Source organism: Agrobacterium sp. CNPSo 3708, from assembly GCF_028674915.1.
GTDB lineage: Bacteria > Pseudomonadota > Alphaproteobacteria > Rhizobiales > Rhizobiaceae > Agrobacterium > Agrobacterium cavarae.
Window position 1 is genome coordinate 95,538 of the sequence record NZ_JAQZSF010000012.1, and the last position, 16,040, is coordinate 111,577.

The window sequence follows — 16,040 nt, forward strand, 5'->3', positions numbered from 1 at the left end:
ACGATTTTCGGGCCGATGCTGTAGGTTCTCGCAATATTGACACAGACAGACGAGGTTTCCTCTTTGACTTCACCCCTTGTTATTTTCGATCTCGACGGCACACTGGTCGACACCGCCCCCGACCTGATCGACAGCCTGAACCACACGATCGCTGCCGCAGGCCTTATGCCCGTAACCTTCAACGACCTGACGCATCTCGTCGGTCAAGGCGTTCGTGTCATGGTCCAACGCGCCTTTGCGCTGAGGAACAAGGAGTTGCCGAAGGAAGACGTGGAGCCGCTGCACCAACGGTTCATTGCCCATTACAAAGAAGAGATGCCGGGTCAGAGCAAGCCTTATCCCGGCGTTCCCGAAGCTCTGGATCGGCTGACTGCGTCAGGTTTCCGGCTTGCCGTTTGCACCAACAAGACGTCTGATCTGGCCCTTCCCCTGCTTGAAAAACTCGGACTGAAGGACCGCTTCGCGACGATTACCTGTGGAGACACCTTCGAGTGGCGCAAGCCGGATGCCCGTCATATCCTCGGAACCATCGAGAAAGCTGGCGGCGATGTGGCCCGTAGCGTGATGGTGGGCGATAGCGTCAACGATATCCTTGCGGCCAAGAATGCCAAGATCCCCTCCATCGGCGTGACCTTCGGCTACACCGATGTTCCGATGGCAGAGCTTGGACCTGATGTGACGATCGATCGCTACGAAACGCTGGATGCAGCACTTGTCGAAAGACTTCTGGCGCAGCGCGTCGCCGCGGCCTGAAGGCGCGGCCGACCGTGAAAGTCCTTGGCCTCGCGCCAAGGACTGAAATTTTCTCATCAAAAAATGCGCACAAAAAAGCCGGCCACAGGGACCGGCTTTTTTGCTGAACTTGGACGCGGATTAACGCGAGTAGAATTCGACGACCAGATGCGGTTCCATGATGACGGCGTAAGGCACGTCAGCGAGAGCCGGTACGCGAGCAAACGTCGCGGTCATCTTGTTGTGATCGACTTCGATGTAGTCCGGAACGTCGCGCTCTGCGAGCTGAACAGCTTCAAGAACGATTGCGAGCTGCTTGGACTTCTGGCGAACTTCGATAACGTCGCCAACCTTGCAGCGGTAGGAACCGATGTTGACGCGAACGCCGTTAACTGTGACGTGGCCATGGTTGATGAACTGGCGAGCCGCGAAAACGGTCGGTACGAACTTGGCGCGGTAGACGATGGCGTCCAGACGCGACTCGAGCAGACCGATCAGGTTCTCGGAGGTGTCGCCCTTGCGGCGGTTGGCCTCGTCGTAGGTTGCACGGAACTGCTTTTCGCGGATTTCGCCGTAGTAACCCTTCAGCTTCTGCTTGGCGCGCAGCTGCGTGCCGAAGTCGGACATCTTGCCCTTGCGGCGCTGGCCGTGTTGGCCGGGGCCGTATTCGCGACGGTTGACCGGGGACTTCGGACGACCCCAGATGTTTTCGCCCATGCGGCGGTCAATTTTGTACTTGGACGATTCGCGCTTGCTCATCGTATTTCCTTCTCAACAGTTTATACCGATCTGTTGCCAGATCGGATTAAGGAAACACGCCCTCCTCTGAGGTTCTGTTGAAGAACCTCTGACAGGCTTCTCACATGCGATATGGAGAGACCACGGGACATGTCGGTGATGTTGACCGCCGAACGTCAGCTATTTACTGCAAGGCAGTCAACGAAACACACCGGGCATTGCTACCCGGCGTTGGAGCGGCTTCTAGGGGCGCTTCATAAAAATGTCAACGATAAAACGATAAAAGCCTCTTGAAACCTGCGCCGCGCCTCCCATTTCATCCTGGTGATCAGGACTCGGGCCCCTCTGGCGTATTACCGGACAATACGCGATGTCGAGTCTCCAAGGTTGGGGCGTCGTCTATTTCTCATCACGTTCCCGACCATTGAGCCAACCTCGTCCGGACAAAGGTTGACTGATGGACTTTCTGTTTACGGATTTTCTCGGTACCCCCACATGGATGTGGGGCATTTTCATCACTCTCGTTTTAGGCCTCCTGGCGCTCGATCTTGGCATTCTGCATAAGAACTCCAAGGAAATCGGCATCAAGGAAAGCCTGCTGATGTCGGGCTTCTACATCGCCATCGGCTTGGCCTTCGGCGGCTGGATCTGGTTCCAGTCCGGTCAGCAGCCGGCGATGGAATATGTCACGGGCTTCGTGGTGGAAAAAAGCCTGGCGATGGACAATATCTTCATCATCGCCATGATTTTTTCCTACTTCTCGATCCCGCGCCAGTATCAGCACCGCGTGCTGCTCTGGGGTATTCTCGGCGTGATCGTCCTGCGCGGTATCATGATTGCCGCAGGCGCTGCGATCGTCGAAAACTTCCACTGGGTTCTCTACCTCTTCGCCGCCTTCCTAGTGTTCACGGGCATCAAGATGCTGTTCTCGGCAGATCACGAGGAACAGGACATTGGCAAGAACCCGATCCTGAAGTTCCTGCGCTCGCGCCTGCCTGTCACAGAGAAGCTTCATGAGGAGCGTTTCTTCGTCAAGCAGCCCGACCCCAAGACCGGTCGGTTGAAGACCTTCGTCACGCCGCTTTTCCTGGCGCTTATCATGGTCGAAATCGCCGACCTGATCTTCGCGGTCGACTCGATCCCTGCGATCTTCGCGATCACCACCGATCCGTTCATCGTCTACACGTCGAACATCTTCGCGATCCTTGGACTGCGCGCCCTTTACTTTGCGCTTGCCGCCCTGATCCACCGCTTCGCATACCTCAAATACGCCTTGGCTGCGGTTCTGGTCTTCGTCGGCTCGAAGATCTTCCTGGCGGACATGCTGGGCATCGCAAAGATCCCGCCGTCCATCTCGCTCGGTATCACCGTTGCGATCCTTCTGACAGGCATCGTCGGCTCGCTGTTTGCCACGAGAAACGACAAGAAGGTCATCGACGAAGTCTAAAAGACTTCACCTTCACGACCTGGAAAGGCGGGGCGACCCGCCTTTTTCTTTGGGCCGGCGATTCTGGCTATTTGGAGATTTACAAGGTCGACGTCATTCCGCGGCCAGGCTCACATCACCGTCGGGCGCATCTGCGTCGCCGGGCGCGGTCTTGGCGTCAAGCTCAGGGAAAGCCACGATGCGCTTGCCGGAAAAGTCCGCATGCACCACGACCAGTTCCTTCTCCTCGAAGTATCCAAGCAGTCGTCTTGCGCGGCGCGCCGAATGGGTACCGTAGGCGCGTGCAATCCGCGCATCAGAGGGGCATGGCTCTTCCGCAAGAGCTGCCTTCACCAGAAGCAGGAAGACGCCCTGCAGGTCATCCGAGACGCTGCGGGACAGCTCCAGAGCCTTCTGCCAATTTTCGCTTGCCGCCATCTCCACATCCACACCAGAGCGCGTAATCGCGATCTGGCGACGGAACTCCGATAGCGCCATGGGCGTGCCCGGAATACGGCGCATGCGGGCGCGAACGAGAAAGTCCTGATAGAGGACAGCATCGGTGCGATAGGCCGATTGCGGGTCATCGAGGATTTCGGTCAGAACAGCCGTAATCTTTTCCTCACGCTCTTCCGGCGTCAATTCCGGCTGGCTCGAACGTGAAGGTTGTTCAGAGGCCGGTGCGATGGCCGCTGGTGTCGAGCGCGAAAGTTCGGCGAGAATGTCAGTCGTGGGCCGCGGTGCTGGCGGCGTGCGACGGACAACAGGACGATTGAACTCTTCCGGATCTGGCGTGAAGATCAAATCCTCCACATCCTGCGGCGCGTCCGGCAGCGGCATGAGTTTCGGCGACGAGGAGCGCGCCGAGGTCTCCACCGGGCCGATAACGATCGGCAGCGGACGCCGCGAGAGAGCGGGACCAAGGGCGACGAAATTGCCGCGCTGAAGATCGCGGAACATTTCCGCCTGACGACGGTCCATGCCGAGAAGATCGGCGGCGCGCGCCATGTCGATATCGAGGAAGGTGCGGCCCATCAGGAAGTTGGAGGCTTCTGCCGCCACGTTCTTGGCAAGTTTCGCCAATCGTTGCGTGGCAATCACACCGGCAAGACCGCGTTTACGCCCACGGCACATCAGGTTGGTCATCGCGCCGAGTGAAGCCTTGCGGGCATCTTCGGTGACTTCGCCACCGACGGAAGGCGCAAACATCTGCGCCTCATCCACAACGACCAGGACCGGGTACCAATATTCGCGATCGGCATCGAACATGCCATTGAGGAAGGCGGCGGCGGCGCGCATCTGCTGCTCGATATCGAGCCCCTCCAGCGTGAGCACGCAGGAGACACGGTGCTGGCGAATACGGTTGGCAATCCCTGCAAGTTCGGCTTCGGTGCGCTCCCCATCCACCACAACGTGACCGAACTTGTCGGCCAGCGTGACGAAATCACCTTCGGGATCAATGATGACCTGTTGCACCCAGGGGGCCGATTGCTCCAGCAGTCTGCGCAGCAGATGCGACTTTCCGGAACCGGAATTGCCCTGAACCAGCAAACGCGTGGCGAGCAGTTCCTCAATATCGAGCTTGGCACTCTGCCCGCCCGAAAGCGTTCCCATGTCGATACCGACCTGCACGTTGACCCGTCCCTGCACTGCAATGATCAAAAGCGCCGCTTCATCGCGCGGCGAACACTCTCTTTACCAAAGTTTTCCACAAATGCCCCGCCGCATCGCAACAATGCACAGGGAATTGCAGATCGCTCTCACGCGTTGCCGGACGGCGCACGACCGAAAGACAGCCGGCGGCCAAACACATTCAGTGCCAGCCCGGCAACGACAAGCGCACTACCGACAATTTCCAGCGTGGTGATGTGTTCGGCGAAGGCAAAGTAGGCGCCAAGGAAGCCGACGATCGGCACCAGCAGAGAAAACGGCGCGACGGTTCCTGCCGGATAACGCAGCAGAAGAAAGCTCCATATCCCTGCCCCGACAATCGTCGCGCCATAGGCCATATAGGCAACGACGGCCACCGTCATCATGTTGGCATTTGCCAAACCTTCGCCAATCGCCTGCGGGCCTTCGAGCAGCAGCGAAAGCGCGATCAGCGGCAGAACGGGTGCGAGACTCGTCCAGGCAACGAAGGAGATCGCGTTGACCCGTCCGACCTTGCGATTGACGATATTGCCGATGGCCCAGCTGAAAGCGGCACCGACGCACATGAGGAGAGGCACAAGAGCGGTTAGTTCCAGACGTTCAAGGCCGATCACTGCGAGACCGGAAAAGGCAACAGCGGCACCGGCGATATGAGATTTCAGCGGAATTTCACCGAGCATCGTCACGGCCAGCGCCATGGTGAAGAACGCCTGCGACTGCATGACGAGCGAGGCAAGTCCTGCAGGCAGGCCCCATTTGATCGCCGTATAGAGCAGGCCGAATTGCGCGCAGCCCATGACCATGCCGTAGACGACCATGTGCTTCCACGGAACCTTGGGACGCGGCAGAAAGAAGATCAGCGGCACGGCTGCGAAGAGATAGCGCAAGGCTGTGAGAAACAGCGGCGGCATATCCATGACGCCGACCTTGATCACCACGAAGTTGAAGCCCCAGAGGAAGACGGTGACCAAGGCAAGAAGGATGTGCGGCACTGACATTGATATATTCCAGAACTCGGCGCCGCACGGAATGGCGACGGTTTAGGCGACGGCTTTCTTCCAGCCCGCCGCGAGCAGTCCGGCACCGATCAAAAGCCCACCACCGGTGCGATTGACGACGCGCTGGACGGAGGGCTTGCGAATGGTGTTGCGGGCCGCACTTGCCAGCAACCCATAAAGAGCGGCGTTGCAAGTCGCAAGCACTAGAAAAGTAACTTCGAAAATAAGCACCTGCGGCCAGAACGGCAGGGTTGGCACCAGGAACTGCGGCAGGAAGGCGACGAAGAAGATGATGCTCTTCGGGTTCAGTGCCGTGACGATGTAGGTGTGGAGGAAGATCTTCAGCGGACGCTCGCGACCCGTCACGTCACCCTCACCTTCAGCCGACGTGCCGACAGGCGCGCGCCAGAGCTTGATGCCGAGATAGATCAGATAGGCAGCACCCACCCACTTCAAGACAGTGAAGAGAGCGGCGGAGGTCGCGAGCAGTGCACCAAGACCCAGCATGGACGCCGTCATGGCGGTAAAGTCTCCAAGCGCTACACCGGCAACGGTGGCGCTGCTTGCCTTGCGTCCGTGGCCAAGCGCGTAAGAAATGACCAGCAAGATCGTTGGTCCGGGAATGGCGAGCATGATGGCAGATGCGGCAACGAAGGCCAGCCAGTTTTCAATCGGCATAATATGATCCCCTCTCGAAATGAGAGTGAACTAAGCCACCGGCCATGAGGACTGGCAAGTGGATTTTTGGGTCGTAATACGCCTGCTAGCAAGTCGGCTCTTTGCTATTTCTCGCCCCACCGGTCTTTGAAAATCAGTTCGTCCAGCGGCAAACGCTGACGCCAGCCCTTCACCGCTAACTCAGGCTCAGCATAGAGTTCCGAGACATAGCCGACGCAGAGCCATGCGACGATTTCGATATGCTCAGGGATACCCAGGATCTTTCGAATATCGTCGTCATGGAAGATACTGACCCAACCGACGCCGACGCCTTCGGCGCGTGCCGCCAGCCAGAGGTTCTGCACGGCGCAGACGGTGGAGTAGACATCCATGCGCGGATTGTGCGTTCGCCCGAGCACGACATCGCCACCCCTTGTCGGATCGCAGGTGACGCAGATGGAGAGCGGCGCCTTCCGGATGCCCTCTAGCTTGAGGCTTCGGTAGAGCGACTGCTTATCGTCGGGAAACATCAAGGCCGCTTCCTCATTGGCGCGACTGAAAGCCTGCCACACGGCATTTTTGATGTCTGCATCGCTGACGAGAGTAAAATTCCATGGCTGCATGAAACCCACCGAGGGGGCGGAGTGGGCGGCGGAAAGCAGCTTGTGGATCAGTTCATCAGAAACCGGATCGGATAAAAACTCGTTGCGGACATCGCGGCGGGTCTCGATGGCGCGGTAGACCGCAGCCTTTTCGTCCTTGGCAAATTCATAGGCCGGCACCGGGCCATGTGCAGTATCATCAGGTCGCATCGTCAATCCCCAACAATGCAGAAAGACCACGTGCGCGCCTGTCAGATAGGCACAAACGCTCTTCCTCACAACCTGCCGCCGTCCGCGCGGACTGGTCTATCGTGTCAGGCCGGTCTTCTGACTTGGCTTCGTTTGCCGGTTGCCGCCTTCCCGATTGCTCAGTGGCTTATGGCAACAGGCATCCGCCTTACAGCGTTGGGCACGTTGCGGTCTTGCACCGCATTCCCGATTCTCCTGCCAAGAGCAGGCACCTGACGACGTTGCGTATCGGCAATTGCCGATCGGAAGGCAAGCGCCGTAGGTCTATCCAACCGGAAAATATAGCACATAGGCGAACTCATCACCGTCCGGTGACCAGTTGGGCGAGTTCATCGTTCCCTGCCCGCCAAAGAGATCGAAGAGCGTTTCGACGTTGCCACCATCCGGGTCCATCAGCCGCACGCGAACATTGAGGTCACGCGGGTGGTCGAAGACGTCGCCATCATAGGAAATGAAGACGACCTTGTCTCCCTTTGGAGAGGGGTGCGGGAACCAGTCGCCATATGGGCTATCGGTGATCCGCTCGACGCCCGATCCATCCGGTCGCACCCGCCAGATCTGCATCTGTCCTGTGCGGCTGGAGTTGAAGTAGATCCACTGACCGTCAGACGAATAATCCGGACCGTCGTTTCGCCCCTCGCCATGGGTCAGACGTGTTTCGGTGCCGGTTTCGATGTCCATGGCATAGATATCGAAAACCTGATCCCTGATCCCGCAATAGGCGAAGCTTTTGCCGTCCGGCGCCCAACCATGCCAGTAGGAGGGAAGGTTCCGCGTCATCAGTTTCGGCGTGCCGCCTATGGATGGAAGCACATAGATCGCGCTCTTGCCGAACTCGACCTTGTCGGAAATGGCATAGAGAGAACCGTCGGGCGAAATGCCGTGGTCGTTGTTGCACTGAACCGCGAACCCGGTATCTACCTTATCGACCGAGATGTCTCCAGCAAGGGACAGGCGGTAGAGCACGCCATCACTGTTAAGCAGCAGATATTGCCCATCTGGAGACCAGTTCGGCGCTTCGAAAAGCTTCTCGGTCTGCCAGACAATCCGATCTTCGCGGGTACGGATATTGAATATCTCGACTGAACTTCGCATCGTCCCTCCCGTTGCGATTGCCCACTGACCCGTCGGACCTACCTGTCGCGGAATCGATTGGTAATAGGATACCTGCGATCGCGACCGAAGTTCTTCTTGGTAATCTTCACGCCAGGTGCAGACTGCCGGCGCTTATATTCGGCCAGGTACAACAGATGCTCGATGCGATGAACCGTTGCGACGTCGTGACCGCGCGCCACGATTTCGTCGACGGACATTTCCTGCTCCACCAGGCACTCGAGAATATCGTCGAGAAGCGGATAGGGCGGAAGCGAGTCCTGGTCGGTCTGATTGGGACGCAACTCGGCGGACGGTGCCTTGGAAATGATGTTGGCCGGGATGACTTCGCCCGAAGGCCCAAGCGCGCCAGGCGGCACGTGGGCGTTGCGCCATCTGGAGATGGCATAGACCTGCATCTTGTAGAGGTCCTTGATGGGGTTGAAGCCACCATTCATATCGCCGTAGAGCGTGGCATAGCCGACGGACATTTCCGACTTGTTGCCGGTGGTTACCACCATCGAGCCAAACTTGTTGGAAACACCCATCAGGATCGTGCCGCGCGCACGGCTCTGCAGGTTTTCCTCGGTGATGCCCTCTTCCGTTCCTTCGAACAGATCCGACAGCGCCGTCATGAAGCCATCGACAGGTTCGGCAATCGGAACGATGTCATAACGGCAGCCGAGCGCCCTGGCGCAATCGGCGGCGTCCTTCAGCGATTCTTCCGAGGTATAGCGGTAGGGCAGCATGATGCAGCGCACCCGCTCCTCGCCCAGCGCATCAACCGCGATTGCTGCGCAGATGGCCGAGTCGATGCCGCCGGAAAGGCCGAGAACGACGCTCTTGAAGCCATTCTTGTTGACGTAGTCGCGGAAGCCCAGCATGCAGGCCCGGTAATCGGCCTCCTCGCCTTCGGGAATATGGGAAACCGGACCATGGCTGCAGTGCCAGCCATTCTCCGTGCGTTTCCAGTCCGTGACCGCCAACGTTGCTTCGAACTGGCTCATCTGGAAGGCCAGCGTCTTGTCGGCATTGAAACCGAAGCTCGCGCCGTCGAACACCAGTTCATCCTGGCCGCCGAGTTGGTTGACAAAGACCAGAGGCAGGCCACTTTCAATGACCTGGCGGAGGGCGACCTGATGACGGACATCGACCTTGCCGCGATAATAGGGCGAGCCATTGGGCACCAGCAAAATTTCGGCGCCGGCCTCGGCCAGCGTCTCGCACACGCCGAAATCGTTCCAGATTTCTTCGCAAATCGGAATGCCGATGCGAATGCCCCTAAAATTATAGGGGCCGGAGATAGAGCCTTCGCTAAAGACGCGCTTTTCGTCGAACTCGCCGTAATTCGGCAGGTCCACCTTGTCGCGCAACGCGACGATCTTACCGCCATCGAGCAGAGCTACCGAATTGTGCCTGCCCTTTTCGCCCTGGCGCGGGAAGCCGATAACGACGCCCGGCCCGCCATCCGCGGTCTCCGCGGCCAACTCCTCCACTGCCTTGAGGCAGGACTTCAAAAATGCCGGTTTCAACACCAGATCTTCTGGCGGGTAGCCGGAGATGAAAAGCTCCGTCAGCAGAAGAAGATCGGCGCCTTGCGCTGCCGCATCGGCTCTTGCCTCGCGCGCTTTGGCAAGGTTGCCTGCGACATCGCCGACGGTCGGGTTGAATTGTCCAACCGCAATCCGGAACGTGTGGGGAATGGTCTGTGCTGTGCTCATGCCTTCCTCAATATCGTGCCGGCTCTTACAGTGCAACGCGCCGCATAAACTGTTTCAAAACAATGGCCAGTCAAGAAGGGTCCGGCGGGTGCATGCGCGAAATAAACGGCTCACGCGATGGTTATCCTCGAGACCTGTGAATTTTGCATAGTTCATGTCGCGTTCATTGCGCGCATGTGACAGTTAGATGACGCTTATATGACAGGTGATTCACACCTGCTTTCGAGACTGCCGGAGTAGAAACGTGACGAAATCGGTACCTAGAACAACGGTTACCGAAAGGATGAAGCTCGTCCTTTCAAAGCCGTGGACACGGTCCCCTGCCCGCCTCGCAAACGATGCACAAATGCTGGCCAATCTGGTCCTCGCAGCGGTGCTGCTCGTCGTCTGCATGGAATGGATCGCGCGCGGCACCTTGCATGATGTCGGCTCCTTTTTGCTGTCACCTGCACGACCTGGGCTGACGACGGTCGTAGCAGTCTTCATCGGCCTCATGGCGCTTGATGCCGTCTTCGGGCGTCATTACCAGTCGCTTCTGGTTGCCGTCCCGCTAATGATCCTGCCGGCTTTCATCTCGAGCCAGAAGCAGCTTTACCTTTCCGATCCGCTCTATCCTTCCGACCTGCTGTTCGGCCGCCAGATCCTTCAGCTTTTGCCTGCCATGCTGAAGGCTCAGCCCGTGACCGCAATCGCCGTTGGGGTTGCACTTTCGCTCTCTGCGTTTGCCATTGTGATGCTGTGGCGCCTTTCGCGGCGTGCCATGCCTGTGATGTCGTTCAAAGCTAGAATTTGGAGACTGGCGCTTGCCGTTCCACTCTTCGTCAGCTTTGGCTCCATGATGGAATATTCTAGCTATTCCTGGATCAGAGACCGCCTCAACATCATTCCGATGATGTGGGATCAAAAGGAAAACTATCGCCATAACGGTTTCCTCATGGCCTTCGCCTTCAATATCCCGATGGCGAAAGTGACAGCACCTTATGGCTATGGCGAGGCGACGATCGCGGACATTGCGTCCGACAGTTCCGCCTTCGCGGTCAACCATTCCAAGCGTCCCGATGTCATCATGATCATGAGCGAATCGCTGTGGGATCCGACGCGTCTGGAGAATGTCACGCTCTCGAAAGATCCGATGCCGCGCATCCGCGCCATGCAGTCAGGCCATGTGTTTTCGCCCGAGTTTGGCGGCATGACGGCAAATGTCGAATTCGAAGCGCTGACCGGCTTCAGCAATGCGTTCCTGCCCTATGGCAGCATTCCCTATCAGCAATATGTGCGCCGCCCTGTTCCTTCGCTTGCGACCTTCTTTCGCTCGGAGGGATATTCCGCAGTCGCCGTCCACCCATTCCAGGAATGGTTCTGGAATCGTCGTGAGGTCTACAAGCATTTCGGATTTGAGGAGTTTCGCTCCGAAGAAACCTTGCCGCCGATGGAAAAGCGTGGGGCGTTCGCGTCGGATGCGGCACTGACGAACGAAATCATCCAAACGGTTGATGCAGCCGAAAAGCCGCAGTTTCTCTTTGCCGTCACGCTTCAGGGACACGGCCCCTATGAAACGAACCGCTATGCTGAGAAAGCCGTCTCCGTCAGAGGTGATCTATCCGACAATGCACGCGATGCGCTCGCCACCTACGCGCAGGGCGTTTCGGAAGCCGACGAAAGCTTTGCAAGGCTTATCGCCTGGGCCAAGGGTCGCGAGAGGGAGACCGTCATCGTGCTTTTTGGTGATCATCTGCCGCCGCTCGGGCAAGCCTTTGTCGAAAGCGGCTATATGCCGGGCATGGTCGCAACCCGCCGCGCGCCGCTTGCCACGATGAAGACGGAGCATGAGACGCCTCTGGTGGTCTGGTCTTCAAAGGCAGGATTGCAGAACCGGATCGGCACGATCAGCCCCTCGTTGCTGCCCTATCACATCTTAAAAACCGCGGGCTTTGACGATCCCTTCTACACCGGCGTGCTGGGCAAGGTGCATGCGTCCTACTCCGTCATCGATCGCCATATGCTGATGCAGCGAAACGGTTCGGGCGTGCCGGACTGGTCGATTGCGCCTGCGACTCTACCATCTTCACTCAGCGAATATCGGCAACTGCAGTTCGACATGATGTTTGGCGACCAATTCGGAAAAGAGCGATTCTTCCCCGGCTTCAACTGGATCCACGAGACCACGCCATCCGGTTAAGACGCCTTCGAACCCGCGATTTTGTTTGAACTTGCCGGCACCTTGGGCTTATCTCCAGCCAACGCATTGCCGGAGATGAATCATGTCTGCCATTCCAGATTACGTCCTGTCCCACTTCAAGCGATCCTCCCGACAGATCGGTGAGGTCGAAAAGCGGATTCTGGAGGTGGCGCATCAGAAGCAACTGATTTCCACCGACACCAATGCTGAGTTTTCGAAGGGATCCACAGTCGGCGAGAGGCTAGCGGACAGCATCGCCCGCGTCGGTGGCTCATGGGGCTTCATCATCAGCTTCCTGGTGTTTCTGGCCGTATGGGCCGTCATCAATACAATTGTTCTGACAACAAAGGCCTTTGACCCCTATCCCTTCGTGTTCCTCAATCTCATTCTGTCCATGCTGGCCGCGATCCAGGCACCCATCATCATGATGTCCCAGAACCGGCAGGCGGAACGCGATCGGTTTGAGGCAGCCAAGGACTACGAGGTCAACCTCAAGGCCGAGCTCGAAGTTCTCTCTCTCCACGAGAAGATCGATCTCAAGGTTCTGGCCGAACTCGCCGCATTGCGGGAAGACATCGCAAAGCTGCACCAGCATCAGGCCCAGCAAAGCGACCGCCCCTCGTCCTGATCGATCGATAGCCGATTTGCGGCTTTTTCTGTGCCGGTTACGAATCCGTCAGATTTCTGCGCTACAGATTGACGCAGGCATTTGTTGCATTGCACTCTGCGGTCTCACGACATCCGGATGTGCGAATGCGGAGATCATTTCCGCAGGCTGAGAGCATCACGCTTTTCGCGGCAAATCCTCACATCGGATATTCACACATCCCGGCATTCTACCGGGCTTACGTCCAGAGGCTTTTTCATGAACCAGTACGATCTCATTGTTGTTGGCAGCGGTCCCGCCGGCAGACGTGCTGCCATCCAGGCGGCAAAGCTCGACAAGAAGGTCCTGGTCATCGAGAAGGGCAGCCGCGTCGGCGGTGTCTCGGTTCATACCGGCACCATCCCCTCCAAGACGATGCGCGAGACGGCGCTCAATCTTTCCGGATGGCGCGAGCGCGGCTTTTATGGCCAGTCCTATCGCGTCAAGCAAGAGATCAGCGCCGAAGATCTGCGCCAGCGCCTACTGATCACTCTCAACCACGAAGTCGAAGTGCTGGAGCACCAGTTTGCCCGTAACCGCGTGCAGCACGTGCGCGGCAAGGCAAGCTTCCTCGCGCCCGATACACTCCAGATCACCAAAGACGATGGCGAAGTGATGCATGTGTTGGGCAAGAGCATTCTGCTCGCCGTCGGCACTCGCCCATTCAGACCGGACTACATGCCGTTTGATGGCAAGACCGTCATCGACAGCGATGAATTGCTGCAGATGGAGAGGCTACCGCGCTCCCTGGTAGTCATTGGTGCCGGCGTCATTGGCATCGAATATGCGACCATTTTCAGCGCGCTCGATACCGCCGTCACGCTGATCGATCCCAAATCCACAATGCTCGACTTCATCGACAAGGAAATCGTCGAAGATTTCACCTACCAGCTCCGCGACCGGAACATGAAGCTGCTTCTCGGCCAGAAGGCCGAGAAAGTGGAACACACGCCGGAAGGCAAGGTGTCGATCACACTGGATAATGGCCGCACGATCGTGACCGAAATGGTGCTTTTTGCCGCAGGCAGAATGGGCGCGACCGACACGCTGAACCTCGCGGCAGCCGGACTTGAGGCCGACAGCCGTGGCCGTCTTTCCGTCAATCCGGAAACCTTCGAAACCTCCGTACCAGGAATTTTCGCCGCAGGCGACGTTATCGGCTTCCCGAGCCTTGCCTCCACCTCCATGGAACAGGGCCGTATTGCGGCCCGCGTCGCGGTCGGCGCAATCGGCATGGAGCCGCAGAAGTATTTCCCATACGGCATCTATGCCGTCCCAGAAATCTCCACCTGCGGCCTGACGGAAGAAGAAATGAAGGAACGCGGCATTCCTTACGAATGCGGGATTGCCCGCTTCCGGGAAACCTCGCGCGGCCACATCATGGGTCTTGATACTGGTCTTCTGAAGCTGATCTTCTCATTGAAGACGCGCCGGCTTCTCGGCGTTCACATCGTCGGCGAAGGCGCGACCGAACTGGTTCACATCGGTCAGGCTGTGTTGAACCTCAAGGGCACGGTGGAGTATTTTGTCGAAAATACCTTCAACTACCCGACGCTTGCCGAGGCCTACAAGATCGCGGGTCTGGATGCGTGGAACCGCATGGGTGATATCAAGAATAGGAATGAAGCGGTCAAGTGAGCCGCTTCACCACCTGATCTTGTAGTTTGCATGCACCGCCGGGCGGAAACGATCTTCAAAGCCCCGGTCGAAACTGCCTGTTACCGTCAGATTGTCGGAGAGCTTCTGTTCGAGCGCGACGCTGGAACTGAACTCGTCGAATGTCTCGCGGCTCGCGCCCGTCAAGACGAAGGCAGTGCCGGTCGCCGAGCGCGTCAGCCGCAGGGACTGCGTCACATCGAGCCCGCTCCACTGCTGACTATGGCCATCATAGCGCAGCGTGACGTTTCGGTTCGATTCCACATCGAAATCGGCTGTGGCGACGCGCTTTTGCGTCATCGTCATCGTCACGGCGGCCGAGCCCGTCAGCGCGTTCATCAGAATGCCCACGTCTCTGGCGATCTTGACACCCGGCAGATTGGTGGACATCAACGTCATGTCACCCCAGAACTTCACCGGCGTGTCGACCACAGCACCACCCTCAGACGCGCTCATGCCCATCTCAAGGCCGGCGCGCAGCGGCGTTTCCGTCGGCAGCTTTGTACCCAGCCGCGCCGAATAGGAGCGGTCGGAATTCTTGGCGGGCGCCCAGATCAATCCCCGCTCCTGTGCCTTCACCTCTACCGGGGACAAAAGGATGAGCGAGGCAGCGGCGAGCGTGCCCAGTATCTTGACCAACATGTCATTTCCTCAAGCTTTAAAAAGACCAGCCGCTCTTGGGAGGAAAACAGCAGGTCTCGTTTCGGCTTGGGCGATCCAGAAAACGGAGATCACCCGGACTCAATTCTGCCGGCGCTGGGCGCCAGACTTAACCGCACTCGCTGACAGGCGACGCGAATCGACAAGCGCGACATCACACCCGCGCTCGAAAGAAAGATGAAACTGAAGGCTTAAAGCCAAGCCGCGTTTGGCGGCAGATCGCTCTCGACGCACAAGCGCGTCCGGCAAATCACTCCCAAAGGGTGCCAGATGAACGGGAGATGAACAAGAGCATGTGCAGCAAAAAGTCATTGTGCACTGCATTGTGACCGTCGGAACACAGTTGGTGGACGTGCTGCCCTGTCGGAAATGCCGGAATTGCTACGCGTTGGTGTGGGATAACAACTCCGCAACAACCGCTTCGACGGGCTGGGTGGAATCGATTGCGATGAATTCCTTCGAAACGTCATCCTCACTCTCGTGGAGCGCCAGGATGAACGCCCGCTCCTCAGCTTTGCCACCGAACTCGTCTTCTGGCCTCGCGGACAGGCGCTTCTCCAAGGCGGCTCGATCAAGCTTGAGAATGAACACGGCGTCAAAGAGGCCGATGAAAGTGGAAATGTTGCGGGCGCCGCCGCAAAAGAAGGTGGCAGCATGGCTCTGATCGGCCGCCAAATCTTTTACTCTCTCGACACACCAGAGGTGATGACGGTGAGCAAAAGCGACATCCGTGGCCCACGCGCCACCCTGCCGCTCTTGCAAAGGTAAGCCGGTCTTAGGGTCACCTTTATAGGCGAGTTCCCTGTCGCCATGAATGACATGGTAACCTTGTCGCTGAAGCTCTGTTGCCACAGACGTTTTGCCCGAACAGGACACACCTTCAACAAGGTCGTTTTTGACGCCCATGACACCTCTACTTCAGCAAGATGCAGCAAAGGTCGCCCATACACTCTTCGGATGACGACAGGATGTCTTTTCGGCGTGAACGCAAACGCCTCTCGACACTCCTAAATGAAAAGGCCGCAGCTTTCGCC

The 16,040-nt window shown here is 58.0% G+C and carries 14 protein-coding genes and 1 riboswitch; of the genes, 5 read left to right on the top strand and 9 right to left on the bottom strand.

Features of this window, described 5'->3' with window-relative positions:
- Nucleotides 1–63 precede the first annotated feature (63 nt).
- Nucleotides 64–753, top strand: coding sequence for a phosphoglycolate phosphatase (gene gph, locus PVA19_RS21785; RefSeq protein WP_274104153.1), 690 nt, complete (start codon nucleotides 64–66; stop codon nucleotides 751–753).
- Between the two features lie 120 nt (nucleotides 754–873).
- Here gph and rpsD read toward each other — a convergent pair whose 3' ends face one another.
- Entirely contained in the window at nucleotides 874–1,491 is a 618-nt protein-coding gene (rpsD, locus tag PVA19_RS21790) for a 30S ribosomal protein S4 (RefSeq protein ID WP_062425433.1), read from the bottom strand.
- A gap of 436 nt (nucleotides 1,492–1,927) precedes the next feature.
- Between rpsD and PVA19_RS21795 the strand changes: the two genes are divergently transcribed.
- A complete protein-coding gene (locus PVA19_RS21795; RefSeq protein ID WP_274104154.1) occupies nucleotides 1,928–2,917 on the top strand; it encodes a TerC family protein in 990 nt (329 codons plus the stop codon).
- Between the two features lie 93 nt (nucleotides 2,918–3,010).
- Here the strand turns inward: PVA19_RS21795 and PVA19_RS21800 are convergent, their stop codons facing one another.
- The 6 genes from PVA19_RS21800 to PVA19_RS21825 all read right to left on the bottom strand — a co-directional run bounded on the left by PVA19_RS21800 (nucleotide 3,011) and on the right by PVA19_RS21825 (nucleotide 9,865).
- Nucleotides 3,011–4,528, bottom strand: a complete 1,518-nt coding sequence (locus PVA19_RS21800; RefSeq protein ID WP_062426118.1) for an ATP-binding protein — start codon at nucleotides 4,526–4,528, stop codon at nucleotides 3,011–3,013.
- Nucleotides 4,529–4,656: 128 nt separating this feature from the next.
- Nucleotides 4,657–5,544, bottom strand: coding sequence for an EamA family transporter (locus tag PVA19_RS21805; RefSeq protein WP_062425435.1), 888 nt, complete (start codon nucleotides 5,542–5,544; stop codon nucleotides 4,657–4,659).
- Nucleotides 5,545–5,586: 42 nt separating this feature from the next.
- Nucleotides 5,587–6,222: a LysE family translocator gene (locus tag PVA19_RS21810; RefSeq protein WP_130979663.1), complete on the bottom strand. Its 636-nt coding sequence runs from the start codon at nucleotides 6,220–6,222 to the stop codon at nucleotides 5,587–5,589.
- A 104-nt stretch (nucleotides 6,223–6,326) separates the two neighbouring features.
- Nucleotides 6,327–7,013: a 5,6-dimethylbenzimidazole synthase gene (gene bluB / locus PVA19_RS21815; RefSeq protein ID WP_274104155.1), complete on the bottom strand. Its 687-nt coding sequence runs from the start codon at nucleotides 7,011–7,013 to the stop codon at nucleotides 6,327–6,329.
- Nucleotides 7,014–7,103: 90 nt separating this feature from the next.
- Nucleotides 7,104–7,283: riboswitch (cobalamin riboswitch) on the bottom strand.
- Nucleotides 7,284–7,316: 33 nt separating this feature from the next.
- Nucleotides 7,317–8,147, bottom strand: a complete 831-nt coding sequence (locus PVA19_RS21820; protein WP_274104156.1) for a TolB family protein — start codon at nucleotides 8,145–8,147, stop codon at nucleotides 7,317–7,319.
- A gap of 38 nt (nucleotides 8,148–8,185) precedes the next feature.
- Nucleotides 8,186–9,865 carry an NAD+ synthase gene (locus PVA19_RS21825; RefSeq protein ID WP_116493632.1) on the bottom strand — a complete coding sequence of 560 codons (1,680 nt, stop codon included), beginning with the start codon at nucleotides 9,863–9,865 and terminating at the stop codon, nucleotides 8,186–8,188.
- 283 nt (nucleotides 9,866–10,148) lie between these two features.
- Here PVA19_RS21825 and PVA19_RS21830 point away from each other — a divergent pair, with 283 nt between their 5' ends.
- From PVA19_RS21830 to sthA, 3 genes are all read left to right on the top strand, one after another.
- Nucleotides 10,149–12,044, top strand: a complete 1,896-nt coding sequence (locus PVA19_RS21830; protein WP_313556486.1) for an LTA synthase family protein — start codon at nucleotides 10,149–10,151, stop codon at nucleotides 12,042–12,044.
- An 82-nt stretch (nucleotides 12,045–12,126) separates the two neighbouring features.
- A complete protein-coding gene (locus PVA19_RS21835; protein ID WP_274104158.1) occupies nucleotides 12,127–12,672 on the top strand; it encodes a DUF1003 domain-containing protein in 546 nt (181 codons plus the stop codon).
- 237 nt (nucleotides 12,673–12,909) lie between these two features.
- Nucleotides 12,910–14,328 carry a Si-specific NAD(P)(+) transhydrogenase gene (gene sthA, locus PVA19_RS21840; RefSeq protein ID WP_062598105.1) on the top strand — a complete coding sequence of 473 codons (1,419 nt, stop codon included), beginning with the start codon at nucleotides 12,910–12,912 and terminating at the stop codon, nucleotides 14,326–14,328.
- Nucleotides 14,329–14,334: 6 nt separating this feature from the next.
- Here sthA and PVA19_RS21845 read toward each other — a convergent pair whose 3' ends face one another.
- Together PVA19_RS21845 and PVA19_RS21850 are read right to left on the bottom strand one after the other, a co-directional pair.
- The gene (locus PVA19_RS21845) at nucleotides 14,335–14,988 is read right to left on the bottom strand and encodes a hypothetical protein (RefSeq protein ID WP_274104159.1); all 654 of its coding nucleotides are present in this window, start codon (nucleotides 14,986–14,988) and stop codon (nucleotides 14,335–14,337) included.
- 399 nt (nucleotides 14,989–15,387) lie between these two features.
- On the bottom strand, nucleotides 15,388–15,912 hold the full coding sequence (locus PVA19_RS21850; protein WP_274104160.1) for a nucleoside kinase: 525 nt from the start codon (nucleotides 15,910–15,912) through the stop codon (nucleotides 15,388–15,390).
- Nucleotides 15,913–16,040 lie beyond the last annotated feature (128 nt).

Excerpts from the sequence above, each read along its gene's own strand:
- PVA19_RS21820 (WP_274104156.1), bottom strand. The coding sequence starts at position 8,147 with ATGCGAAGTTCAGTCGAGATATTCAATATCCGTACCCGCGAAGATCGG.
- PVA19_RS21835 (WP_274104158.1), top strand. The coding sequence starts at position 12,127 with ATGTCTGCCATTCCAGATTACGTCCTGTCCCACTTCAAGCGATCCTCC.
- PVA19_RS21845 (WP_274104159.1), bottom strand. The coding sequence starts at position 14,988 with ATGTTGGTCAAGATACTGGGCACGCTCGCCGCTGCCTCGCTCATCCTT.
- PVA19_RS21830 (WP_313556486.1), top strand. The coding sequence starts at position 10,149 with ATGAAGCTCGTCCTTTCAAAGCCGTGGACACGGTCCCCTGCCCGCCTC.
- PVA19_RS21825 (WP_116493632.1), bottom strand. The coding sequence starts at position 9,865 with ATGAGCACAGCACAGACCATTCCCCACACGTTCCGGATTGCGGTTGGA.
- bluB (WP_274104155.1), bottom strand. The coding sequence starts at position 7,013 with ATGCGACCTGATGATACTGCACATGGCCCGGTGCCGGCCTATGAATTT.
- PVA19_RS21850 (WP_274104160.1), bottom strand. The coding sequence starts at position 15,912 with ATGGGCGTCAAAAACGACCTTGTTGAAGGTGTGTCCTGTTCGGGCAAA.
- PVA19_RS21795 (WP_274104154.1), top strand. The coding sequence starts at position 1,928 with ATGGACTTTCTGTTTACGGATTTTCTCGGTACCCCCACATGGATGTGG.
- PVA19_RS21805 (WP_062425435.1), bottom strand. The coding sequence starts at position 5,544 with ATGTCAGTGCCGCACATCCTTCTTGCCTTGGTCACCGTCTTCCTCTGG.
- rpsD (WP_062425433.1), bottom strand. The coding sequence starts at position 1,491 with ATGAGCAAGCGCGAATCGTCCAAGTACAAAATTGACCGCCGCATGGGC.
- sthA (WP_062598105.1), top strand. The coding sequence starts at position 12,910 with ATGAACCAGTACGATCTCATTGTTGTTGGCAGCGGTCCCGCCGGCAGA.
- PVA19_RS21810 (WP_130979663.1), bottom strand. The coding sequence starts at position 6,222 with ATGCCGATTGAAAACTGGCTGGCCTTCGTTGCCGCATCTGCCATCATG.